This is a genomic window from Alloalcanivorax xenomutans, assembly GCF_900217905.1.
In the GTDB taxonomy this organism is placed as follows: domain Bacteria; phylum Pseudomonadota; class Gammaproteobacteria; order Pseudomonadales; family Alcanivoracaceae; genus Alloalcanivorax; species Alloalcanivorax xenomutans.
Window position 1 is genome coordinate 41,045 of sequence record NZ_OBMO01000020.1, and the last position, 21,637, is coordinate 62,681.

General features: G+C 63.4%; 19 protein-coding genes. 6 read left to right on the plus strand and 13 right to left on the minus strand.

Annotated elements, in window-relative coordinates; translation table 11 throughout:
• The first annotated feature begins 264 nt into the window (after window positions 1-264).
• Together CRO06_RS15755 and CRO06_RS15760 are read left to right on the plus strand one after the other, a co-directional pair.
• Window positions 265-1,350, plus strand: coding sequence for a sensor histidine kinase (locus CRO06_RS15755; RefSeq protein WP_022995144.1), 1,086 nt, complete (start codon window positions 265-267; stop codon window positions 1,348-1,350).
• A gap of 25 nt (window positions 1,351-1,375) precedes the next feature.
• Complete coding sequence (locus tag CRO06_RS15760) at window positions 1,376-2,119, plus strand: LytR/AlgR family response regulator transcription factor (RefSeq protein ID WP_097058834.1); 744 nt, start codon at window positions 1,376-1,378, stop codon at window positions 2,117-2,119.
• A gap of 28 nt (window positions 2,120-2,147) precedes the next feature.
• On the opposite strand, the gene fic is transcribed toward CRO06_RS15760, so the two are convergent.
• On the minus strand, window positions 2,148-3,272 hold the full coding sequence (gene fic / locus CRO06_RS15765; RefSeq protein WP_097058835.1) for a protein adenylyltransferase Fic: 1,125 nt from the start codon (window positions 3,270-3,272) through the stop codon (window positions 2,148-2,150).
• A 241-nt stretch (window positions 3,273-3,513) separates the two neighbouring features.
• Here fic and hemC point away from each other — a divergent pair, with 241 nt between their 5' ends.
• The 4 genes from hemC to CRO06_RS15785 all read left to right on the plus strand — a co-directional run bounded on the left by hemC (window position 3,514) and on the right by CRO06_RS15785 (window position 7,551).
• The gene (hemC, locus tag CRO06_RS15770; protein WP_097058836.1) at window positions 3,514-4,443 is read left to right on the plus strand and encodes a hydroxymethylbilane synthase; all 930 of its coding nucleotides are present in this window, start codon (window positions 3,514-3,516) and stop codon (window positions 4,441-4,443) included.
• A complete protein-coding gene (locus CRO06_RS15775) occupies window positions 4,440-5,147 on the plus strand; it encodes a uroporphyrinogen-III synthase (protein ID WP_244902845.1) in 708 nt (235 codons plus the stop codon). Before hemC ends, CRO06_RS15775 begins: the two co-directional genes overlap by 4 nt.
• 206 nt (window positions 5,148-5,353) lie before the next feature.
• Window positions 5,354-6,334 (plus strand): uroporphyrinogen-III C-methyltransferase, encoded by a 981-nt coding sequence (locus CRO06_RS15780; protein WP_055099556.1) that lies wholly within the window; start codon window positions 5,354-5,356, stop codon window positions 6,332-6,334.
• A complete protein-coding gene (locus tag CRO06_RS15785) occupies window positions 6,331-7,551 on the plus strand; it encodes a heme biosynthesis HemY N-terminal domain-containing protein (RefSeq protein ID WP_022995149.1) in 1,221 nt (406 codons plus the stop codon). The genes CRO06_RS15780 and CRO06_RS15785 overlap by 4 nt, the downstream gene beginning before the upstream one ends.
• Window positions 7,552-7,594: 43 nt before the next feature.
• Here CRO06_RS15785 and CRO06_RS15790 read toward each other — a convergent pair whose 3' ends face one another.
• From CRO06_RS15790 to CRO06_RS15845, 12 genes are all read right to left on the minus strand, one after another.
• The gene (locus CRO06_RS15790; protein ID WP_097058837.1) at window positions 7,595-8,140 is read right to left on the minus strand and encodes a PqiC family protein; all 546 of its coding nucleotides are present in this window, start codon (window positions 8,138-8,140) and stop codon (window positions 7,595-7,597) included.
• Complete coding sequence (gene pqiB, locus CRO06_RS15795) at window positions 8,118-9,758, minus strand: intermembrane transport protein PqiB (protein ID WP_055099554.1); 1,641 nt, start codon at window positions 9,756-9,758, stop codon at window positions 8,118-8,120. Before pqiB ends, CRO06_RS15790 begins: the two co-directional genes overlap by 23 nt.
• Entirely contained in the window at window positions 9,727-11,010 is a 1,284-nt protein-coding gene (locus tag CRO06_RS15800) for a paraquat-inducible protein A (RefSeq protein ID WP_097058838.1), read from the minus strand. Before CRO06_RS15800 ends, pqiB begins: the two co-directional genes overlap by 32 nt.
• A 168-nt stretch (window positions 11,011-11,178) precedes the next feature.
• Entirely contained in the window at window positions 11,179-12,174 is a 996-nt protein-coding gene (locus CRO06_RS15805) for a 2Fe-2S iron-sulfur cluster-binding protein (protein ID WP_055099553.1), read from the minus strand.
• A 42-nt stretch (window positions 12,175-12,216) separates the two neighbouring features.
• Window positions 12,217-12,912: a class I SAM-dependent methyltransferase gene (locus CRO06_RS15810; protein ID WP_022995154.1), complete on the minus strand. Its 696-nt coding sequence runs from the start codon at window positions 12,910-12,912 to the stop codon at window positions 12,217-12,219.
• Window positions 12,913-12,920: 8 nt separating this feature from the next.
• Window positions 12,921-13,307 (minus strand): MAPEG family protein, encoded by a 387-nt coding sequence (locus tag CRO06_RS15815; protein ID WP_022995155.1) that lies wholly within the window; start codon window positions 13,305-13,307, stop codon window positions 12,921-12,923.
• Between the two features lie 147 nt (window positions 13,308-13,454).
• On the minus strand, window positions 13,455-15,302 hold the full coding sequence (ilvD, locus tag CRO06_RS15820) for a dihydroxy-acid dehydratase (RefSeq protein ID WP_097058839.1): 1,848 nt from the start codon (window positions 15,300-15,302) through the stop codon (window positions 13,455-13,457).
• A gap of 537 nt (window positions 15,303-15,839) precedes the next feature.
• Complete coding sequence (gene hslU / locus CRO06_RS15825) at window positions 15,840-17,171, minus strand: ATP-dependent protease ATPase subunit HslU (protein WP_022995157.1); 1,332 nt, start codon at window positions 17,169-17,171, stop codon at window positions 15,840-15,842.
• Window positions 17,171-17,692 (minus strand): ATP-dependent protease subunit HslV, encoded by a 522-nt coding sequence (gene hslV, locus CRO06_RS15830; protein WP_022995158.1) that lies wholly within the window; start codon window positions 17,690-17,692, stop codon window positions 17,171-17,173. Before hslV ends, hslU begins: the two co-directional genes overlap by 1 nt.
• 290 nt (window positions 17,693-17,982) lie before the next feature.
• Window positions 17,983-18,636, minus strand: a complete 654-nt coding sequence (locus CRO06_RS15835; RefSeq protein ID WP_097058840.1) for an SPOR domain-containing protein — start codon at window positions 18,634-18,636, stop codon at window positions 17,983-17,985.
• The gene (gene argS, locus CRO06_RS15840) at window positions 18,636-20,390 is read right to left on the minus strand and encodes an arginine--tRNA ligase (protein ID WP_097058841.1); all 1,755 of its coding nucleotides are present in this window, start codon (window positions 20,388-20,390) and stop codon (window positions 18,636-18,638) included. The genes CRO06_RS15835 and argS overlap by 1 nt, the downstream gene beginning before the upstream one ends.
• Before the next feature lie 95 nt (window positions 20,391-20,485).
• Complete coding sequence (locus tag CRO06_RS15845; RefSeq protein ID WP_244902846.1) at window positions 20,486-21,631, minus strand: HlyD family secretion protein; 1,146 nt, start codon at window positions 21,629-21,631, stop codon at window positions 20,486-20,488.
• Window positions 21,632-21,637 lie beyond the last annotated feature (6 nt).

A 21,637-nucleotide genomic window follows, 5' to 3' on the forward strand; every position in this document is an offset into this window, starting at 1 on the left:
GTTCACCCTATTTGCATCGCGCCTGTTGCGGCTAAAACGTCAACAATCCAGGCACGAGGAGAGAAGTTTGGTCATTCCAAATGAACGACGAGTAACGCAGAGTGGTGGTGTTTTAGCCGCGGCCCGAAGGGCTGGAGCCCTTTTTACCTCCCGCGTCGTTGTCGGTTGCTCATTTGGAATGACCAAACCGCGCGCCCTCCGCCTGGCTGGAGGTAAAAAGGGCATCCAGCAGGCGGGATGCAAATAGTGTGAACAGGCCCTAGCATGGATACCTCCTCGCAAAATGCCTTCCTGCCTGATCTGTGCTCCGCCCGGGCGGTGCTGGTGGTGGTGGTGGTGGCGGAACTGATGGCCATAGTGGTGGCTCTGGTGGCCAGCTACTACCAGGCGTTCAGTCTTGGCCGGCTGGCACTGACTTCATTGTTCATCCAGTGGGTGGCGCTCAGTTCGGCGGCGCTGATTTGTATGCTGCGCCGCTGGCTGAACCGCCTGCCTCATTCCTGGGCGGCCCTGGCGGTGGTGGCGGTGGTGTCGGCGAATACGCTGGTCTTCAGTGCCGCCGCCAATCTGCTCACCGGCTGGTTGTCCTGGGCACCGTCGGGCAATGCCCTCTGGCACCCGAATATCCTCATCAACGTGCTGATCGCCACCATCCTTGCCGGGCTGGTGATGCGTTACGTCTATGTGCAGGAGCAACTGCGGCGCCAGGGGCAGGCCCAGTTGCAGGCTCGTTTACAGGCGCTGCAGTCGCGGATCCGGCCGCATTTCCTGTTCAATTCCATGAACATCATCGCCAGTCTGATCAGTATCGACCCGGATGCCGCCGAGCGGGCGGTGGAGGATCTGTCCAGGCTGTTCCGGGCCAGCCTCAAGGACAATGCGGACCCGGTGCCCATGACCGAGGAATTGTCGCTGTGTGAGCGCTATATCAATATTGAGCAGTTGCGCCTCGGAGAGCGGCTGCGGGTGAACTGGCGTGTCGAGCTGGATCCCCGGCATCAGGAAATGCCGCTGCTGACACTGCAGCCCTTGTTGGAAAACGCCATTTATCACGGTATTCAACCGCTGCCCGGCGGGGGTGTGATCACCATCAGAGCCCGGTGCCAGGAAGGCCGTATAGTGTTGAGCGTGCGTAATCCGAAGCCGGAAGGGGAAGGCCATCACCGCGGTAACCGCATGGCGCTGGAAAATGTGCGTCACCGTCTGGAAGTGCTGCATGGCAATCAGGTGGAGGTGCGCGCCCGGGATCTGAAGCGGCATTATGACGTGGAAATCCGTTTTCCCGCCCGCCCCGGATCGGTAACCGGACAGGAGCGGGAAAGAGCGCAGGAAGACATAACGATAGAATGAAGCACGGACAGGAAAAGGGGGACGCATGCGCGTATTGGTCTGTGACGACGAAGCCCTGGCCCGAATGCGACTGAAGCGGCTGGTGGAACGATGCGACATGGAGGTGGTGGCGGAGGCCGGCACCGGGCGTGAAGCCTTGGCCAGTGCCAGCCGTTTGCACCCTGATGTGGTGCTGATGGATATCCGCATGCCGGATATGGATGGCCTCGAGGCCAGTGCCCACCTGACCCGCCTGGAACCGGCCCCGGCGGTGATCTTCTGTACCGCTTTCGAGGAACACGCGCTGCAAGCCTTTCGGGTCCACGCATTGGATTATCTGCTCAAGCCGGTGAGCGAGGCCGACCTGCGCCAGGCCCTGGAGAAAGTCCGCGCCCTGAATCAGGTGCAACTGGCGGAAGTGCAGCATCGCATGGCCGCCAACCGGCCGCGTCAGCGTCGTCATATCAGCGCCCGCACCTACCGTGGCCTGGAACTGGTACAGGTGGAGGACGTGCGCTATTTCCAGGCCGACCAGAAATACGTCACCGTCTATCACACCGGGGGATCGGTGGTGATCAACGAACCGCTCAAGGACCTGGAGAAGGAATTCGACGGCCTGTTCGTGCGCACCCACCGCAGCACCCTGGTGGCGCTGCACTACATTGAGGCGCTGGAACACAGCGGCTCCGACGGCGGCTATGAAGTGCGCCTGCGCGATCTGGAGGCGCGCCTGCCGGTCAGTCGCCGCCACCTGTCCGCATTGCGCCAGGCGCTGCTGAATCGAAACTGATGCTGATTCCGATGATGGAGCGGTGAGGCTAGCGGCGGTCGTCGTAGGGAGTGGGGTGATTGTCGTTGGTGGTCAGAACCTGGATCAGCTTCGGGTGTACGAACAACTTTTCCCTGCCCGCTTGGATTTCCTCCAAAACCCCTATTTCCACGAGGTGTTTCAGATAGACAGAGGCGGTTTGGCGTTTAGCTATGCCGCTCCGCACCAGGTTATGAATCCGGCAGTAGGGTTGTTCGAAAAGGGTTTGGACCAGTTCGTGGCTGTAGATTTTGGGCAACTCGGCTTGTACATGCCGGTTGGTGTGCTCGATCAGTTCACGTATGGCGGCAATTTTGCCGCTGGTCCAGCGGGCTGTTTCGGTGACCGCATTGAGCATGAAAAGCAGCCACTCCTGCCATGCCTGCTCTCGCGTAACCGCGATGAGAAGCCGATAGTAATCGCTCTTGTTCTGTACGATATAACGGCTCAGATACAGGATCGGCAGAGTCAGCAGGTTCTGTTCGATCAGGTACAGGATGTTGAGTATCCGTCCGGTGCGGCCGTTACCATCGGTAAAGGGGTGGATAGCCTCGAACTGGTAGTGAGCCACAGCCATGATCACCAGAGGGTCCAGTCCGTGGGAGCTTTGGTGCATGAACCTCTCCCAATTCGATAGAAGATTCCGTAGCAAGGGCTCACCGACCGGAGGCGTGTAAATCACTTCGTTGGTGAGTGTATTGGCGATGGTGGTGCCGGGCACGCGACGGATATCCATGGTGGCATCCTTGATGGTGGAACATACCGTCACCGCGGTGGAAGTGTTGAGAGGGCGGGTCGCCAAGCTGCGGTACCCCTGGTATAGGGCTGTTCGGTAACGCAGTGCTTCTTTCGTCGCGGGATCGGCCTGGCCTTCTTCGTCCGCATAACGAAACAGCTTGTCGCTGGTGGTGACAATATTTTCGATTTCGGAACTGCTTTGGGCCTCCAGCAAAGGAAGGGTATTGATCAGCAAGGTCGGGTTGGGGAGTAACTCGGCGGATTGCTTGAGTTCAGCCAGAGCCGCCCGCGCCGGGATACAGGCTTTCAATACGGCAATGCTTTCCAGTTCCGTGTTCGGAGGCAGGGGCGGCAATTGATTGTAGGGCTGTCCGGGGATCCAGATTGAGGAGGACATGTTTATAATTTCCAACTATATCGACATATGGTCAGTCTAGTGTCGATGGTATGAACATGTCTATTTTTTATGTCGATAAAATCTGATTATATCGACATTGACGTTTGATTTCTGGATCTGAGCGATGGGTGGGTTGAATGGACGGGGCTCTCCCGTCGTTCTCGTTTCCCTCCGGCAAACCCGGCCCTGTTTCCGGTAGAATGTGCGGCCCACGGTTCCTTAACCCGTTCAGGAGAGCTTCATGAGCCGCATTCTGCGCATCGCTACCCGTTCCAGCCCCCTGGCCATCTGGCAGGCCGAGTATGTCCAGCGGCGGTTGGAAGCACTGCATGAGGGGCTGACCGTGGAGCTGGTGCGGATCAAGACGCAGGGTGACAAGATCCTCGATACACCTCTGGCCAAGATCGGCGGCAAGGGGCTGTTCGTGAAGGAACTGGAGCAGGCGATGATGGACGGTCGTGCCGACATCGCCGTGCATTCCATGAAGGACGTGCCGATGGAACTCCCCGAGGGGATGGCGCTGCCGGTGATTTGCGAACGGGAGGACCCCCGCGACGCCTTCGTCTCCAACCACCACGATGCCCTGTCCGCCTTGCCGGAAGGCGCCCGTGTCGGCACGTCCAGCCTGCGCCGTCAGGCCCAGGTACTGGCTAATCGGCCGGATCTGAAGGTGTCAAGCCTGCGCGGCAACGTACAGACCCGGCTCGGTAAGCTGGACAGTGGTGACTTCGACGCCATCATTCTGGCCGCCGCCGGCCTCAAGCGGCTGGAGATGCATGACCGCATTCGCTATGAAATGCCCCCGGAAGAGTCCCTGCCGGCGGTAGGGCAGGGCGCGGTGGGTATTGAATGCCGGGCTGGAGATGAGCCGGTGCAGACTCTGCTGGCACCGCTCAATGACCCGCTTACCTGGGACCGGGTCAGCGCCGAGCGGGCCATGAATCGCCGCCTGGAAGGCGGCTGCCAGGTGCCGATCGCCGGTTTTGCCCTGCTTGAGGACGATACCCTTTGGCTGCGTGGCCTGGTGGCCAGCGAAAACGGCGACACCGTGCTGCGGGCCGAGGCACGGGCGCCTCGCGAACAGGCCGAGGAACTGGGTGCGCGGGTGGCTGAGTCATTACTGGAGCAGGGCGCCGAGCGCATTCTGGCGGAGCTGTATCAACGCTCATGAGTACGGTGCTGATCACCCGGCCGCGGGGGCAGGGCGAGACGCTGGCGGCGCTGCTGCGCGATGCCGGCCATGTCCCCGTCCACCAGCCGGCGCTGGCCATCGAACCGTTGCCACTGTCGGCGGCGGACCGGCGGCGAATCCTGGATCTGGACCTTTACCACGCGGTGTTCTTCGTCAGCGCCAACGCCGCCGAGCTGGCCCTGGAGGCGTTCGCCGATGTCTGGCCGCAGTGGCCGGTGGGCGTGCACTGGCTGACGGTGGGGGAGGCCACTGCCCGGGTGCTGGCGGCGGCGGGGATGACGCCGGAATATCCTGGCGCCGGTTTCAATTCCGAAGCGGTGCTGGGGCTGCCCTGTCTGGCGGACGTGGCGGATCGGCGCATTCTGATTTGCCGCGCGGACAGCGGCCGTGACTGGCTCGCCGCCCGACTGCGGGAACGCGGTGCCGAGGTCGACATCATCCCCTTTTACCGGCGTCGTCCGGATCCGTCCTTCCGTTGGCCCGGGGAGGCCTCCGTGGTGCTGGTTACCAGTGTCGAGGGTTGGCGGGCGATAGCGGCGCGGGTGCCCGCCACGGCCCGGGTGGTGAGCGCCGGTGAGCGGGTGGCGCAGGCGGTGCGCGAAGACCACCCGGGGCCCGTGACGGTGGCCGCCAGCGCCCATGACCGCGACATGGTGGCGGCGCTGGCCGGTGCCGGCGATTGAAGTAAAAAATTGCAACCGTGGCGCTATAGCCAGACATCAAAGGTTTTCTTCTTTCCGGAGCGGGTTATGCTGTGGCTTGTTGGGCGTTTCATCGTCCTCGTTTTTCAGGCTTGTTCCGGATCGTATCAAAGGAAATGCCGCCATTTGGCGATCACCGGCGCGGCGCGCCGGGATGACAACACGGGATGACAAAAAAGGGAGCTCCCATGACGCTGTACCGTCCACTTTCGTCCCAGCGGGGCCTGGCCCTGTGGCCATTGATTATTCTGCTTATCGTGATCGCCGCGCTGGCGGGAGCCGGCTGGTGGGGATGGCAGCAATGGCAGATCCTGGAAGGGCAGCGCAGTGGTCTGGAACAGCAGGTGGCCGGTTTGGAAAAACGGCTGGACCAGCAGGGTGAGGAAAGCCGGGAACAGCGTCAGGCGCTGGCGGCTTTGCGTCATACCCAGGAAGAAACCGAAGCCCGCATGGCGCGGGATCGCGAAAAGCTGAATGACATGAGCCAGGGCGGCCAGCGCCTGTGGCTGATCACCGAGGCGGAATCCCTGGCCAGTCTGGCCAGCCAGCGCCTGCTGCTCACCGGCGACGCCGAAGCGGCGCGGCGTTTGCTAAAAGCCGCCGATGAAACCCTGGCCCGTTTGGATGATCCGCAGACACTGCCGGCGCGCCGCGCTCTGGCCGCCGATATGGAAGCGCTCAACGCGGCCCTGCAGATGGACGTCCAGGCGCTGGTGCTGCGGCTCGGCGCGCTGCGCGAGCGCGTCGAGGAACTGGCGGTCCCGTTGCGTGAGCGCCCGCAAAACAGCAACGCCGGTGATGACAACGCCAAGCCTTCCTGGTGGCAGCAATTTCTCTCCCATCTGCCGGTGAACATCCGCCATCACGATGACGCCGAGCCGCTGCCGATGACGCAAAGCGAAGCGGCGCTGGTGCGGTTGAGCATCAATACCAGCCTGCAGCAGGCACAACTGGCGCTATTGCAGGGGCGCGCGGAGAGTTACGGACAGGCTCTGAACCAGGCCCGGGCAACCATCACACAGTGGTTCCGTGGAGACAACCCGGCCACGCGCCATCTGCTTTCCGCTCTGGATGAGCTGGACGAGGAAGCGGTCAGCCAGGCGCTGCCGGATATCGGCGGCGGTCTGGCGGCGATTCGTGAGCTCAAGCGCAAGGAGGGCGACGCATGAAAAAAATTCTCCTGTTGCTGGTTCTGGCACTGATCGCGGCGGCGGCGCTGGGCCGATGGATGGCGGCGGATTCCGGATATCTGCTGTTGGTGCGCGGTAACTGGGAAATGGATACCACGCTGGGCTTCGCCGTGCTGGTGATGGTGCTGGCGGCGGTGGCGCTGGTGGTGGCGACCCTTATTCTCAACGGATTGTGGCAATTGGCCGAGCCGGTGCGGGCCACCCGCCGGTTTCGTCAGTCGGTGGCCCGCCGCCGTCTGAAGAGCGGCCTGGTGCTGCTGGTGGATGGCGACATCAAAAAGGCGGAACGGCTGCTGAGCGCCGCCGGTCGGGAAGGCGACTGGCCGCTGGCGGCGTGGTTGTTGGCGGCGGAATGCGCCCGCGAGCGCGGTGACGGTGAGGCGCTGGAACAGTATCTGGGCGAAGCGTCGGCGGATCGCCGGGGGCTGCTGATGAGCGGTTTGATGCGGGCCCGGTTCGCTCTGGACGACGGCCAGCCGGAACAGGCCCGTCATGAGTTGGAAGCGCTGCTCAAACAGGCGCCCAACAATCGCCGGGTTCTGACACTGTACGCCGATGTGCTGGACCGGCTGCATGACTGGCCGGCGCTGTGCGATCTGATTCCCCGGCTGCGCAAAGTGCTTGATGAGCAGAGCGTGGCGCGCCGCGAGCGCCGGGCCTGGCTGGCGCGGGTGCAGGAAGTGGCGCAGAAGCCCGGGTTCAATGATGCCGAGTCCCGCGCTGCTGAGTTGCGGCGGCTGTGGAAATCGGTGCCGGTGGCACTGAAGAATGATCCGGCGATGAAAGCCCGCTACGCCGGCTTCCTGGCGCAACTGGGGCAGGGCAAAGTGGCTCTGGGTCTGGTGCGCGAGCAACTGGGCAAGGAGTGGGATGACCGTTTGCCCCCGGTTCTGGAGGCCATCGACGATGTGCCGCCGGATGACTTGCTGCAGGTTCTGGAAGGATGGCTGGCGGAACGGCCCGGTAATGCCGCGGTGTTGATCACCGCCGGACGGGTGGCGCTGAAAGCGCGTTTGTGGGGCAAGGCGCAGAGCTTCTTCGAGGCCGCCGCCAATTCCAGCCAGAGCGCCACCGCCCTGGCGGAGCTGGCGCGGCTGTATCGGGCGCTGGGCGATCACGGCAAAGCGGATCAGGCGCTGGAGCGCCGGGTTTCCCGGTTGGACAGCGAGTTGCCGTCCCTGCCGATGCCGAACTGAACAGACCGGTCAGCTCCCACAGAAGCCGGGCGGTGAATTTCTATTACCGGGTCGCGCCAGTCAAACCGTTCGCGATGCCATCCGCCACCGCGTTCCAGCCTTCATCCAATTGCTCCACCAGAGCCGGATAGCCGTCCCGTTGCAGCGGCCGCCGTTCCAGGAAGTGCGTACCGGCACGATCGCCCTGATCACCCAGGAAACGCCATTGCCCCTCGATCACCGCCTCGCCTTCGGCGGTGCCCTGGAAACGGGTGACCAGCACTTCCAGGCGTCCGGGAGCGGCAACCCCGGCCCGGGCCAGCCGAGCCGCCAGTGAACGCGCCAATTGCCGGGGCAGCGGTTCCGCCCATTGGTGTTGGCGGGCGGCACGCACTTCCACCGCGCTGGTTTGCATGACCACCCCCGACTGATCCAGATAGCCGGCGGTGTCCAGCCGGATGTCCGGCAATTCCCCGCGAAGCGCGGACTGCGCCGCGCCCGGCAGCAGATACTGGACCGAGGGGCCGGCGGGGTTGCTGGCGCAGGCGGCCAGCAATGTCGCCAGCAACGGTAGAACGAGAACAAGTCTAACGGGCCGCTTTCGGCTCATAATCCGGCTCCGGGTCAGTGCTGAAAATCAGGGCGTTGGGGTGTTCCTTGAGGGTCCGCATCAAGGGCTCGGCGTCGCGCAGCAACTGTTCCATTCGCTGCAAGGTCCCGGACAGCTGCCGATAGGCGTCGGAGCCGGGTTCCAGACCCGCCAGGGTTTTCTCCAGGGCACTCAGAGTGTCGTTGAGACGCTCCGGCATGCCGGCCACCGCCGGATCCTCAAGCAGTTGCCGCAGCCGTTCGGCGGTACCGGCGAAGGCCTTGAGCGTGGATTCCGAGGCCGCCAGATTGCGGTCCAATTTGTTGCCGATCTGTTCCAGCGGCAGGCTGTTGATCTTGTCCATCAACTCGGCCACCTGGCTTTCCAACTGAGCCAGCCCCCCGGTAGTGCTGGGGAAGACCTGAACCCCCTCAAATCGGGCTTGCTCGAATGGCTCGGCATTGCGCTGGAAATTCAGGTCCACGAACAGGGCGCCGGTCAGCAGGTTGCCGGATTTGAGCGTGGCGCGCAGGCCATGATCGAACATGCGATTCAGGCGGCCGCGCCATTCGTCCAGGTCCGCTTCCTCATCTTCGAGAATCCGCTGAGGCTCGATGCGAATCAGCACCGGAATGGCGAAACGCGTCAGCGTCTCCGGCTGGTCAGCGGTGAAGTGCCAGGGCACCTGCTCCACCGTGCCCAGCCGCACGCCCCGGTATTCCACCGGCGCTCCCCGGCGCAGGCCGCGCACCGAGTCCTGCACCAGCAGCACGTATTCCAGGTACTGGTCGAACAGACCGCGCCGGGCGGCTTCCTCGTCGGCGTACAGTTCGAATTCACTATCCGGCTTGGCCGGCGCGCCGGCGGGCATGTCCTGATCCGGCACGCCGAAGGTGATGCCGCCGCCGATCAACGTCTCCATGGATTGCATGCCTACTTTGAAACCACCGGAGTCCAGTTGCAGTGTGACGCCGGATACGTTCCAGAAGCGCACGCTCTCGGTGACCAGGACGTCGTAGGGCTGCTCGATGAAGATGCGGTGGCGAATGATCTTTTCCGCGGCCAGGAATTCGGTGTCCACCACCCGGCCCACGGTGAGATTGCGGTAGGTGACCGGATCGCCGGTGGCGACGCTGCTGCCGGGGCGGGCGTTCAGCGTCAGATACAGGCCCTTGGCGCCGGCTTCGGTGATCGGTGGTTTTTCTTCCACCTGGAAGCGGCGCTTTTCCTTCTTGCCGTCGCCGGGCTGCAATTCGATATAAGCGCCGGAGAGCACCGTGCCGAGACCGCTGATGCCCTCCCGGCCGATCCGCGGTTTCACCACCCAGAAACGGGTCTTGTCGTTGAGCATGCGGGCGGTGTCCTGCTGCATGCGCACCGTCACCAGGGTATGACTGAGATCCTCGGACAGCGCCACTTCCTCCACCTGGCCCACCTGCACATTGCGGGTTTTCACCGAGGTCTTGCCGGCCTCGATGCCTTCCGCGTCGGTCATTTTCAACACCACGGTGGGGCCCTGGCTGGCCCAATGGTCGAAAGCCAGCCACAGACCGATCAGCAGGGCACCCAGCGGGATCAGCCACACCGGCGAGAGTTTCGGGCGCCGTTCAGGCGCGGCGTTCGAGGGTGTCGTAGTCATCCGTTCGTCGCTGTTGTTGGTCCCAGATCAGGCGCGGGTCGAAGCTGTGCGCGGCCAGCATGGTGAGAATCACCACGGCGGCGAACGCCATCCCTCCCGGGCCGGGGTCGATGGACATCAGATTACCCAGGCGCACCAGCGCCACCACGATGGCCACCACGAAAACATCGATCATCGACCAGCGGCCGATCCATTCGGTAAAGCGATACAGCGCCATTTGCGCCGGCATATCCAGAGGTTTCTCGCGGCGGCTGGCCAGACACAACCAGCCCAGCGCCAGGATTTTGCCGAACGGCACCACCACGCTGGCGGTGAAGATCACCAGGGCAATGGGCCAGTCACCATGAGCGATGAATTGTAGTACACCGGAAATGATGGTGGCCGGTTGAGTGTTGCCGAGGCTGGTGGTCACCATGATCGGATACAGATGGGCCGGGAAACAGGCGATGGTGGCCGCCAGCAGATAGGCCAGGGTGCGCTGGATGCTGTCCGGGTACCGTGAATGCAGACGCGCGGAACAACGGTCGCAGTGCTGATGTTCGATGGGCTGCAACTGGCTGCATTGCTCGCAGCCCTGGTAATGCTGCAGCCGCGCGGACAGTCCCGGACGCAGAGCGGGCGGCGCTTGTGGCGGTCCCTCAAGGCGTGTCCACAACACCAGGGGATTGACCCGTTGCACCACCATCAACAGGAACAGGGCGAAGCCGGCGAAGGTCCAGAACCCCGGTTTCAGGAATACCTCCGCCATGCCGATGATCTTGACCAGACTGACCAGCGCGGCGATGGCGAAGACATCGGCCATCATCCACGGTTTGCAGTAATGCAGGGCGCGGATCAGCGTGCGGGTGCCCGGCAGACGGGGGTGCCGGCCCAGACTGAATTCGATCCACAATACCGCCAGCAGATACAACGCCGGCAACACCACGATGGTGCCGAACACCAGCAAACCCAGTTCCGGATGGTGGAAGGCGGCCAGTTTGGTGGCGGCGTCGAGCACGGTCATGCTTTCGCCGATACCGGAGCGTTGGAATTCGATATAAGGAAACGACAGCGCCACGGCCAGCATTACCAGCGCGGCGACGGCCAGGGCCGGGGTCAGATGACGATCCTCCGGCGGGCGCACCAGCGGGTGCCGGCAGCGCGGGCAGCGCACCCATTGCCCCTTGTCCGGTGCCGAGACCCGCAGCACCAGGTCGCATTCCGGGCAGGCGACCAGGGTCTCGGGTTTCGAGGCTGTGTTCGGATCGTCCATGGGCCAAGGGGTCCGCGCTGACAAACAGTGCCCATTGTGCCGTCTGGCCGGGCCCGGAGCCAGACGGCGGGGCGCTCCTCGGCATGCGCCGATGCCGGATTATTCAATTTTTTCGAGATATTTTGTTGGGACCGTGCGCCGACTGGCGCCCGGCGAGTGCACGGGACCTCAATCGCGGGGCGCGTAATCGAACACGTCGGAATGCATGTTGCTGGCCGGAACCCCTTCTTCCACCAGGGCATCGTGCACCGCCCACACCATGGCCGGTGAGCCGCCGATGTAGAACAGCGGTTGCTCGGGCTGTTCCAACGCTTCCAGAGCGGCCTCGTGAACCAGCCCCTGGGCATGCCCGGGTTTGCTGATGTCGGACAGCGCGGTGACCGCGTGGAAGTCCGGCAACGCGTCCTGCCATTGGGAGGGCAGGTCAGGCAGGTACAGGTCCTGTTCGGTGCGGGCACCCCAGAACAGCCGTACCGGATGTTCGAAGCCGACCTGGATCAGGCGTTCGATCATCGCCTTCACCGGCGCGAAACCGGTGGAGCCGCAAATAAACCACAGTGGACGAGGCGGCGGGGTGTCCAGGTAGCGCAGGCCCTGGGGCAGGATCACCGACACCGTGCTGGCGTCGGCCAGGTCCGCCATGATGCGGCGGGCGCCGGGGTTGTCGTGGCCGTGACGGATATGCAGTTCCAATTCACGGCCGCCGGGGGCGTTGGCGATGGAAAACGGGTACTGCCCGTGGGGCAGGTCGAGAATCAGGTATTGGCCGGCGTACCAATGGGCCTGTCGGCCCGCGGGTAGTCGCAACCAGATCCGACTGACGTCGTGGTTGAGGGGCTCCCGCTGACGAATTTGGCAACGCAGAGTCTGCTCCGGAATTTCTCCGGGGGCGGTTATATCTGGCACATCGATCTCGCAGTCGCTGATCGGAAAGGCCACGCAGTATAGCACCGCATCGGCGCCGCTTTCTCCCGCGCTCAGCGGGCCGCCAGGGCGGGTCAGGAGTACGCTGCCGCGCCCGAGGCGCCCTTCGCAGCGCCGGCAGACGCCATTGCGGCAGGCGTGAGGAAAACCGAATCCGGCTTCCCGGGCGGCTTCCAGAATGGTCTTCGATCCCGGGCAGTCCAGGGTGTGCCGCTGGTTGATGCGTATGCGGTACGGCATGGCATGATGCGGGGCGCCAGGCGCCCCCGTCGGCTCAGGTGGTCAGCCCACCTTGCGGCCGGTAATGATGCTTTTCACATGTTCCAGGTCGGCCCAGGCGCCTTCGGCGAAGATCTTCTTCACGTCTTCCACCACCGCGGCGTAGCCGTATCGGGGATGGGCGTCGTGCACCGCCACCCGGGCTCCGGGGTTGAGGAACGGCTCGAAGTCCTTGAAGTCCTGGTAGGCCTGCTCGTGGTTGCCGTCGATCCACAGAAAGTCGATTTTCACTTCCGGATTCCAGTTGCGGGCGGCTTCCTGGGAAAAGCCCTCGATCAGCTCGAACATGCCGTCGAAGCCGTTGCGCTTGAGGCGCTGCTCCACCAGGGATTTGGTCGGTTTATTCTCCAGCGGCACACAGTCGTCGGTGAGCTCTTCCTGCTTGTCCAGGTCGGAGTTGAACGGGTCGATGGCGTAGATCTTGCCGCCCTTCTTGCGCAAACCGTTGAGCAGGTAGCTGGTGGACAGACCGCCGTAGCAGCCGATTTCCACGATCACGCCGCCGGCGGGGACCTGACTGGCCCACTCGGTGAGCATGCCGGCCTCGGTGTGGCGAATCATGCCGCCGTAGGCGCGCTTGTCGTATTTGCGGCCTTTCAGCAGGCCCACCAGATTGTGGTACAGCGGACGTGAAAAGCCGCTGACCAGCTTCGGGCCCTTGTCGGACCAGGCTTTTTCCAGAAATTCGTTAACCGACATGAGAATCCTCAGGCACCGGTGCCAATAAAGAGTGCAATGATACAGCCGATGCCGAAAAACCACACCAGGGAGCGGGCGCTGGCCCAGTCGGCGATGTAGCAGACACCGTACATGACACGGCTCAAGACAAAGGCGACGGCAATGCCGTCGAGGGTGGGTTGCGGCGCGGTTTGCGCCAGATGGGCGATGATCACCGCGGCGGCGAAAGCCGGGGTGATTTCGAAACTGTTCTGTTGAGCCCAGTGCGCGCGCTTGCGGCTGCCCTCCAGCGTCTCCAGGAATTCACGCGGATTGTGGTTCTGACGCGGCCCGAAGCCGCCCAGGAACTTGGCGAAGCCGGTGAAGACGTAGGGCAGCAGGATGGCCGCCAGAACGCACCAATAAGCCAGGGTCATGAGTGCTTCCTCTCTGATCGGTTTCGCGCATCATAGCGCGGCGGATCGCCGGCTCCCATGACCGCCGCGCCCACGCCCGCCCGCCGATTCGCGGCCAAGCGGCCCGGGCGGCGTTCCGCTTGGCCGCGATGGCGGCCGATATCCTCCTTACTCCCCGATCTGGCTGAGATCGCGCACCGCGCCACGATCGGCGCTGGTGGCCAGGGCGGCGTAGGCCTTGAGTGCGGTGGAGACGCTGCGCTGGCGGATTTCCTTGGGCTTCCAGGCCAGCTTGCCGCGTTTTTCCATGCGCTCACGCCGTTGGGCCAGTTCGTCATCGCTGATGGCCAGGTGGATGCGGCGACTGGGGATATCAATCTCGATGGTGTCGCCTTCCTCGACCAGCCCGATGGCGCCGCCTTCCGCCGCTTCCGGCGAGGCATGGCCGATGGACAGACCGGAGGTGCCGCCGGAGAAGCGGCCGTCGGTGAGCAGCGCGCAGCTCTTGCCCAGGCCCTTGGATTTCAGGTAGCTGGTGGGGTAGAGCATTTCCTGCATGCCGGGCCCGCCTTTCGGGCCCTCGTAGCGGATCACCACGACGTCACCGGCGACGATCTGATTACCGAGGATGGCGCGTACCGCGGAATCCTGGGACTCGAACACCCGGGCGCGGCCGGTGAAGGTGAGAATGGACTCGTCGACGCCGGCGGTTTTGACGATACAGCCCCGCTCGGCGATGTTTCCGTAGAGCACCGCCAGACCACCATCCTTGCTGTAGGCATGCTCGTAGTCACGGATACAACCGTTGGCGCGATCGATATCGAGACTCTCCCAGCGGGTGTCCTGGCTGAAGGCGGTCTGGGTGGGGATGCCGGCGGGGCCGGCGCTGTACATCTTTTTCACCGCGTCGTCGCCGGTGCGCATCACGTCGTATTTTTCCAGCGCCTCGGCCACCGTGGCGGAGTGCACCATGGGCAGATCCCGGTGCAGCAGGCCTGCGCGGTCCAACTCGCCCAGGATGGCCATGACGCCGCCGGCGCGGTGCACATCTTCCATATGGTATTTCTGGGTCGCCGGGGCCACCTTGGACAAGCACGGCACCTTGCGGCTGAGGCGGTCGATGTCTTCCATGGTGAAGTTCACTTCACCTTCCTGGGCGGCGGCCAGCAAGTGCAGCACGGTATTGGTGGAGCCGCCCATGGCGATGTCCAGACTCATGGCGTTCTCGAACGCCCGGTGGGAGGCGATATTACGCGGCAGCACGCTGTCCATGTCCTGCTCGTAGTAGAGCCGGGCCAGATCGACGATGCGGCGGCCGGCTTCCAGGAACAGTTCGCGGCGATCGGCGTGGGTGGCCAGCAATGAACCGTTGCCCGGCAGCGACAGGCCCAGGGCCTCGGTCAGACAGTTCATGGAATTGGCGGTGAACATGCCGGAACAGGAGCCGCAGGTGGGGCAAGCGGAACGTTCCACTTCGTGCACGGTTTCGTCGTCGACGCTGTCATCGGCGGCCATTACCATGGCGTCCACCAAATCCAGTTTGTGCTCGGCCAGTTTGGTCTTGCCCGCTTCCATCGGGCCGCCGGAAACAAAAATAACCGGGATATTCAGCCGCATGGCGGCCATCAGCATACCGGGGGTGATCTTGTCACAGTTGGAGATGCAGACCATGGCGTCGGCGCAGTGGGCGTTGACCATGTACTCCACCGAGTCGGCGATGATATCGCGGCTGGGCAGCGAGTAGAGCATGCCGTCGTGGCCCATGGCGATGCCGTCGTCCACCGCGATGGTGTTGAATTCCTTGGCGATGCCGCCCGCTCTTTCCACTTCCTCGGCCACCAGCTGGCCCAGATCCTTCAGGTGCACGTGCCCGGGCACGAACTGGGTGAAGGAGTTGGCGATGGCGATGATCGGCTTGCCGAAATCACCGTCTTTCATGCCGGTGGCGCGCCACAGGGCGCGGGCCCCGGCCATGTTGCGGCCGTGGGTGGTGGTGCGGGAGCGGTACTCGGGCATGGGAACCTCGTTGTTGCTGCGACCAAGTGCGAAAGGGGAAACATTGTAGCGTACTCAGGGGGATGCGCCAGGGTGGGCTGCGGCGCATTATCAGACAGTCAGGAGACACGCCTAATACAATTTAACAGGGAAGACATCGCGTTTGATGTAGATTGGAAGAAGCTCCAGGAAGGCCGGAGCAGCAGAGGAGATGAGAACGATGGTGCACAGGCTTTCATCAGCACGATACTGGGCACTGGCTCTGACCGCGGCTTTTCTCAATGGCTGTGCGGTTTATGCGGAGCCGGGAGGTTACTACGGTTCCAGGCCTTATGACGGAGACGCCGCCGGATACCGGGTCCCCGAAGGGCAGCGGCCGCCCCCTGGAGAGTGCCGTATCTGGTATCCGGATCGCCCCTCTGGACAACAACCGCCGCCAGGCGACTGTCGTGAGCTGCGTTACCACGTGCCGCCGGGAGCGATGCTGATTCGAGGTTGACAGGCCTGACGCCGGGCATGGCCCGGCGCCGGCGTCCCACTACCTACAATGTGGGGCGCTTAGAGGATGTAGCGGCTCAGATCCTCGTTGTCCGCCAATTCGCCCAGGTAGCGGTTGACCGCCTCGGCGTCCAGGCTCAGCGGCGTGTCGTGATACTGGGTGGCGAGGTCGTCGGCGTCGTAGCTGATTTCCTCCAGCAGTTTCTCCAGCACCGTATGCAACCGGCGGGCGCCGATGTTCTCGGTCTTCTCGTTCACCTGCCAGGCCACTTCGGCGATGCGGCGGATGCAGTCCTCGGTGAACTCCACTTTGAGGCCTTCGGTGGCCAGCAGCGCTTTGTATTGCTCGGTGAGTGAACAGCGCGGCTCGGTGAGGATGCGCTCGAAGTCTTCCGGAGTGAGCGCGCTCAGTTCCACGCGAATCGGCAGACGGCCTTGGAGCTCCGGGATCAGGTCGCTGGGCTTGGCCAGATGGAAGGCGCCGGAAGCGATGAACAGGATGTGATCGGTGCGTACCATGCCGTACTTGGTGCTCACCGTGCTGCCTTCGATCAGCGGCAGCAGATCCCGTTGCACCCCTTCGCGGGACACGTCGGTGCCGCCGGTTTCGGAGCGCTTGGCGACCTTGTCGATTTCATCAAGGAAGACGATGCCGTGGTTTTCCACCGCGTCGATGGCCTCCACTTTCAACTCGTCCTCGTTGATGAAGCGGGCCGCTTCCTCGTCACGCAGCAGGCGCAGGGCGTCGCGCACTTTCAGTTTACGGTGGCGTTTCTTCTGGCCGCCCATGCGCGAAAACATCTGCTGCAGCTGACTGGTCATTTCCTCCATGCCCGGCGGCGCCATGATTTCCACGCCGGCTGGGTTGGCGCTGACCTCGATATCGATCTCGCGGTCGTCCAGTTCTCCTTCACGCAACTTCTTGCGGAAAACCTGCCGGGTGGTGGAGTCGGTGGCGCTGCTCTCTTCGCCACGGGCGGCGGGCAGCAAGGCGTCGAGAATGCGTTCCTCGGCGGCGTCATCGGCCTTGGAGCCGACCCGCTCGATGGCTTTTTCGCGCAGCATCTTGATCGCCATTTCCACCAGGTCGCGGATAATCGATTCCACGTCCCGGCCCACGTAGCCCACCTCGGTGAATTTGGTGGCTTCCACCTTCAGGAAGGGGGCGTCGGCAAGTTTGGCCAGACGGCGGGCGATCTCGGTTTTACCGACCCCGGTGGGGCCGATCATGAGGATGTTCTTGGGGGCGACTTCGGCACGCATTTCCGCCGGCAGCTGCATGCGGCGCCAGCGATTGCGCAGGGCCAGGGCCACCGCTTTCTTGGCCTCTTCCTGGCCGACAATGTGCCGGTTCAGTTCGGATACGATTTCTCTTGGTGTCAGGGAAGCCACTATTCCAGCTCCTCGAAGGCGTGATTCTGGTTGGTGTAAATACAGATGTCACCGGCGATCTTCAGGCTTTTCTCGACAATCTCGCGGGCGCTCAGATCGGTGTTTTCCAGCAGTGCCGTGGCGGCGGACTGGGCGAAGGGGCCGCCGGAGCCGATAGCGATAAGCCCCTGTTCCGGCTCCACCACGTCGCCGTTACCGGTGATGATCAGGGAGTTGTCCTTGTCGGCCACCGCCAGCAGCGCTTCCAGGCGGCGCAGGGCGCGGTCGGTGCGCCAGTCCTTGGCCAGCTCCACGGCGGCCCGGACCAGATGGCCCTGGTGTTTTTCCAATTGCGCCTCGAAACGCTCGAACAGAGTGAAGGCGTCCGCGGTGCCGCCGGCGAAACCGGCGATCACCTTGCCATGGTAAAGGCGGCGTACTTTACGGGCGTTGCCTTTCATAACGGTGTTTCCCAGGCTCACCTGGCCGTCGCCGCCGATCACCACATTGGTGCCGCGTCGAACGGATACGATAGTGGTCACGCGTCTATCTCCTTATTCGTGTTCCGGGGGATATGCGGGTGGAGGGCGGGATTTCAATGGTGGGTTGAGGAAGTCAGCGCCGGGCGGGGTAATGCCGGACACGCTGCGAGTACGTCCATGTAGGCTCGGGTTTGGCCATCCTTGGCCAAACACGGTCCGGCATTACCCCGCCCGGCGCTTCTCGGCGTCATATGCCGCGATGAAATCCAAGCGGGGGGTTCGAGATACGCCAAACAGGGTCCCGGAACCCTCACACCACACCGCTTGGGCTGCGCGGCAGGGAGAGTGGTTTACTTCTTCACCTGGATCGGCAGGGTTTCCACGCCGTTGGAGGCCAGCTGGTCCTGGGCCTTATGCAAGGTGTTGACGCTGTTGTAAGGGCCGATCATGACCCGGTGCCAGGTGTCGCCATTTTCCAGCTTTACCGGTTGCAGACGCACTTCATAGCCCTTGAGGATCAGCTCGGCGCGGCGGCGGTCGGCGTCGCTGGCGTTACGGAAACTGCCAGCCTGAAGCATATAGATCTTGCCGTCGCCGGCATTGGCGGTGGTGCCGCCGTTCGTGCTGGTGTCGGGTTTGGCGGCGGTGGACGGTTTGTCATCACGGCCGGAGGTGGCCGGCTTTTTCGCTGGTGCCGGTTTCTCGTCCTTGGATTTGGGCACGATCACTTCCATCTTCGGCAGCACCGCGTAGAAGTCGAAGGTCGGCTCGTCGCCATTGGCCTTGGGGGTGTCGCCGTTTTTGCCTTTGCCCTGGCCGGACTGTTCCGGGGCTTTCACCAGGGTGGCGGTGCCCGCTTCTTTCTGTACCTGGGCCAGATGCACCAGGAACGCCAGGAACAAACCGGCCGCCACGCCGGTGAACAGCCAGACCCAGCCCGGGACCTGGCGCTTTTTGCTGTTCTTGCGAGGGCTGCGGCTGGCGCCGCGGGTGTTCTTTGCCATTACATACGCTCCAGCGGCGTCAGTCCAAGCAGTCGCAGGCCCTCGGACAGGGTGCGGGCGGTCAGGGCGGCCAGCTTCAGGCGGCTGGCGCGCAGGGCGTCGTCATCGCCGGACAGGATCGGGCAGTGCTCGTAGAAGCTGGAGAACAGCCCGGCCACGTCGTAGAGGTAGGCGCACAACAGATGGGGCTGACCCTTGTCCGCCACCGACTGCACCGCCTCGCCGAACTGCACCAGACGGGCGGCCAGGGCCTGTTCCGCTTCCTCGCGCAACAGCAATTCGCCAGTCACCTGATCCAGCGACAGACCGGCCTTGCGGAACACGCTGACCACCCGGGTGTAGGCGTACAGCAGGTAGGGCGCGGTGTTGCCATCGAAGCTCAGCATCAGATCGAAATTGAACACGTAGTCGCTGGTGCGGTTCTTGCTCAGATCCGAGTATTTCACCGCGCCGATACCAACGGCGTGGGCGATGGCGCGCAACTCGTCCTGATCCAGCTCCGGATTCTTCTCGCTGACCAGTTGGTAGGCCCGCTGCTCCGCTTCGTCGAGCAGGTCGATCAGCTTCACGGTGCCGCCGTCGCGGGTTTTGAACGGCTTGCCGTCGGGGCCGTTCATGGTACCGAAGCCCATGTGGGCCAGATCCACTCCAGCGCCGACAAAACCGGCTTCGCGGGCCACCGCGAACATTTGCTGGAAGTGCAGGGCCTGACGTTGATCAACGAAATACAGGATGCGATCAGCGTGCAACTGGTTGGCGCGGTAACGCAGGGCCGCCAGATCGGTGGTGGCATAGAGGTAGCCGCCGTCCGCCTTGCGCACGATCACCGGCAGAGTGTCCCCGTCCTTGTTGCGGAACTCGTCCAGGAACACACACAGGGCGCCCTGGTCCTCGGTGAGCAGGCCGGCGGCGTCCAGGTCCGCCACGACTTTTGGCAGGTCATCGTTATAAGTGCTTTCGCCGCGCACATCGGCGGCGGTGAGGCTGACGCCCAGGCGCTCATAGACGGCGTAGCAATGGCTCAGGGAGACCTGGTTGAACTCGTTCCACAGTTTCAGGCAGTACTCGTCACCGGACTGCAGCTTCACCACCAAAGCACGGGCGCGATCGGCGAACTCCGGGGACTCATCGAAACGCAGCTTGGCGGCGCGGTAGAAGGTTTCCAGATTGGCCAGTTCGCGGCTCAGCTCGGTTGCGCCTTCCTCGGCTTTCTGTTCCTCCAGATACGCCAGCAGCATGCCGAACTGGGTGCCCCAGTCGCCCACGTGGTTCTGGCGGATCACCTTGTGGCCGAGAAATTCCAGCGAGCGCACCACGGCATCGCCGATAATGGTGGAGCGCAGATGGCCGACGTGCATTTCCTTGGCCAGGTTGGGGCCGGAATAGTCCACCACCACGGTTTGCGGCTGCCGCGGACGGGGCACCGCCAGATGCTCGTCGGCCAGGGCCGCTTCCAGCTGCGAGGCAAGCCAGTTGTCGGATTGAAAAAAATTGATAAAACCGGGGCCGGCGATCTCTGTTTTCGCCAGGGCCGGGTCTTCCGGCAGGGCATCCACCAGCGCCTGGGCCAGATCGCGGGGTTTCAAGCCGGCGGGCTTGGCCAGCATCAGCGCGATGTTGGTGGCGAAGTCGCCGTGGCTTTTATCCTTGGTACGCTCAATCCGCACCGGCCGGCGCGCTTCGGCGGGCAGCACGCCGTTGGCGGTCAGGGTATCCAGGGCGCTGTCGATCAGCGCGATCAGACGGTCTTTCATGGTTTCTCAAGACGGGTTCGATTGGGCGGCGATTGTACGTGAATCCGGATCGAATTGCCGCCCCCTGGAAGGCGCGCCGGAGGTCCGGCCCGTCCTTAATTGCCCCTCACATCGATATCCACTTCCACCATCATCCCCGGACCGATCAGATCCAGCGGGCCATCCTCCAGGCGGATGCGCACTGGCAGGCGCTGGGTGATCTTGGTGAAATTGCCGGAAGGGTTGGGATCCGGCAACAGCGCGAACTGGCTGGTGGCGGCGCGGCCGATGACCTGCACCGAGCCGCTGAAAGATTCGTTCGGATAGGCATCAACGGTGATTTTCACCGGCTGGCCTGGGCGCAGTTCGGCCACATCGGTTTCCTTGATGTTGGCCGCCACCCACAGGTCCTCCGGATCGTGCATCATCAGAATCGGTTGTCCCGGTGACACGTATTCGCCCTGGTCGATCAGGGTTTTATTGACTACACCGTTGATCGGGCTGCGTACGGTGAGATCCTCCAGGCGCAGTTCCTGCTGCGCCAGTCGCGCCTTGGCCTCTTCCAGTTGTTGCCGGGCGATTCCGACCTGGGCTTTCATCACCGTAGGCGGCGGCAGGGGCACTTGCACGCCATTGAGAAAACCGACGTGGGCGTTGTCGGCCTGCGCCTGACTGACTGCCACCTCTTCCCGCGAGCGCTGATATTCGGCCTGGGCGGCCTGGTAAGTGTAGTAGTCCTGATCCCGTTGCTGCTGTGAAACGGCGCCGCGCTGGTGCAGGGCGTCGGACCGCTCAAAATCCTTGCGGGCCTGAGTCAGCCGTGCCCGGGCCGCTCTTTCCGCCGCTTTGACCGACTGCAGTTGCTGGCTGGTGATGTGCAGGCCGCCCTCGAATTGCTGTTGGCCGAGGTCCAGACGGGCCTGTTCATAGTCGAGCCTGGCCTGCATCGAGGCGACGCTGGCTTGCAGGGTCTTCAGCTGCTGTTGATCCGGCTCACTGTACAGGCGGGCCACCACGTCGCCCTTTTGCAACCGGTCTCCCTCGGTGAGGGTGAACTCCGGGACCCAGCCAGGCAGCCGGCTGCTGACAGTGACCTGACTGGACATCACCCGGGCGTCCTGGGCGCTGACGTGAGTGAGCCGGTGATGGATGGCGAAGGCTATCCAGATCAGGCACGCCACCACCAGAGCCACCAGCGCGGCGAGCTTCAGCCACCGCGAGGGACGGCGCGGATAGCGGGAACGGGACGAGCTGTCGGTCATGGTGTC

Excerpts from the sequence above, each read along its gene's own strand:
- ilvD (WP_097058839.1), bottom strand. The coding sequence starts at position 15,302 with ATGCCCGAGTACCGCTCCCGCACCACCACCCACGGCCGCAACATGGCC.
- CRO06_RS15800 (WP_097058838.1), bottom strand. The coding sequence starts at position 11,010 with ATGGACGATCCGAACACAGCCTCGAAACCCGAGACCCTGGTCGCCTGC.
- CRO06_RS15775 (WP_244902845.1), top strand. The coding sequence starts at position 4,440 with ATGAGTACGGTGCTGATCACCCGGCCGCGGGGGCAGGGCGAGACGCTG.
- pqiB (WP_055099554.1), bottom strand. The coding sequence starts at position 9,758 with ATGACTACGACACCCTCGAACGCCGCGCCTGAACGGCGCCCGAAACTC.
- argS (WP_097058841.1), bottom strand. The coding sequence starts at position 20,390 with ATGAAAGACCGTCTGATCGCGCTGATCGACAGCGCCCTGGATACCCTG.
- CRO06_RS15835 (WP_097058840.1), bottom strand. The coding sequence starts at position 18,636 with ATGGCAAAGAACACCCGCGGCGCCAGCCGCAGCCCTCGCAAGAACAGC.
- CRO06_RS15785 (WP_022995149.1), top strand. The coding sequence starts at position 6,331 with ATGAAAAAAATTCTCCTGTTGCTGGTTCTGGCACTGATCGCGGCGGCG.
- CRO06_RS15815 (WP_022995155.1), bottom strand. The coding sequence starts at position 13,307 with ATGACCCTGGCTTATTGGTGCGTTCTGGCGGCCATCCTGCTGCCCTAC.
- hemC (WP_097058836.1), top strand. The coding sequence starts at position 3,514 with ATGAGCCGCATTCTGCGCATCGCTACCCGTTCCAGCCCCCTGGCCATC.
- CRO06_RS15780 (WP_055099556.1), top strand. The coding sequence starts at position 5,354 with ATGACGCTGTACCGTCCACTTTCGTCCCAGCGGGGCCTGGCCCTGTGG.
- CRO06_RS15805 (WP_055099553.1), bottom strand. The coding sequence starts at position 12,174 with ATGCCGTACCGCATACGCATCAACCAGCGGCACACCCTGGACTGCCCG.
- CRO06_RS15760 (WP_097058834.1), top strand. The coding sequence starts at position 1,376 with ATGCGCGTATTGGTCTGTGACGACGAAGCCCTGGCCCGAATGCGACTG.
- CRO06_RS15790 (WP_097058837.1), bottom strand. The coding sequence starts at position 8,140 with ATGAGCCGAAAGCGGCCCGTTAGACTTGTTCTCGTTCTACCGTTGCTG.
- fic (WP_097058835.1), bottom strand. The coding sequence starts at position 3,272 with ATGTCCTCCTCAATCTGGATCCCCGGACAGCCCTACAATCAATTGCCG.
- CRO06_RS15810 (WP_022995154.1), bottom strand. The coding sequence starts at position 12,912 with ATGTCGGTTAACGAATTTCTGGAAAAAGCCTGGTCCGACAAGGGCCCG.
- CRO06_RS15755 (WP_022995144.1), top strand. The coding sequence starts at position 265 with ATGGATACCTCCTCGCAAAATGCCTTCCTGCCTGATCTGTGCTCCGCC.
- CRO06_RS15845 (WP_244902846.1), bottom strand. The coding sequence starts at position 21,631 with ATGACCGACAGCTCGTCCCGTTCCCGCTATCCGCGCCGTCCCTCGCGG.